This is a genomic window from Brevundimonas sp. CURTG3B2_SDJG, from assembly GCF_057364705.1.
This window is the reverse complement of the sequence record NZ_JBNFOJ010000538.1, coordinates 1-867: the sequence shown is the minus strand read 5'-3', so window position 1 is coordinate 867 and position 867 is coordinate 1. Positions and strand designations below refer to the sequence as shown.

Sequence of the window (867 nt, the reverse complement as noted above, 5' to 3'; positions counted from 1 at the left end):
CGCCTCCACCGTCTTCACCTGCCTCATCGTCGCGCGCCGCCTCGGCCCAGTCCGGCCGGCCGGCCAGCCGGTAGCCGGGCGTTTCGGACCCCCGCGTCAGGCTCCACGGATCGGTGGGCGCCTGGCCGTCCATCGCATTGCCTTCGAACCAGGCGCGGGCCGCGGGTTGGAGTCCTCGAACATCCAGCGGCCCTCGGAGTCCGGCCCGGGGATGTAGGCGTTGCCGATGAAGGCGTAGGCCGCCAGGCTTTCGGTGTCGGCGTTATAGCCGGCCCGCGAACCGCCCCAGCCGTAGAAGACGTTGGAGCGGAACTCGAACCACGGGCCCACGGGGTCGACCGCCGGCGGATTGTAGTTCCCGGGCCGAGGCATCCGGGCCCGGTGGGCCGCCCACAGATTGTGGTGGAAGGTCATCCGCGCCCCATGCCCGCCCCGGACCAGCGAGCCGTAGCCGTGCTCGCCCTTGGCGTGGCCCGAGGCGTTCAGCGATTCCGCGATCACCGACCACTGCACGGTGACGTCGTAGATTCCCCGTTCGGGCGGATCGTATCGGCTGCCGACCGACAGGGTCTCGTCCACCGACCACGAGGCCGAGACATGGTCCAGGATGATCCGGCGGCCTCGCTCGATCGAGATCGCGTCCGCCTCGACCCCGCTCTCGTCCCCCAGGCGCGAGCGGAGGTGGCGGATCACCACGTCGTCCGCCGCCACGATCAGCGGCTGGTCGCGCAGGGTCACGCCTCCGCCCGGCGCGGTCTGGCCCGCGACGTGATGCGACCGCGCCGGATGCGGAGAGGGGAGGTCAGGCGGATCGTGCCGCCGACATCGAACACGACGGTGCGCGGCCCCTCGGCCTCGATCGCCGGC

1 protein-coding gene is annotated in these 867 nt (G+C 72.0%); it reads right to left on the bottom strand.

All coding sequences use genetic code 11. From position 1 onward, the window contains the following. Positions 1-96: 96 nt before the first annotated feature. The gene (locus tag AC2W7C_RS18540) at positions 97-738 is read right to left on the bottom strand and encodes a hypothetical protein (protein WP_486002659.1); all 642 of its coding nucleotides are present in this window, start codon (positions 736-738) and stop codon (positions 97-99) included. Positions 739-867: the final 129 nt, after the last annotated feature.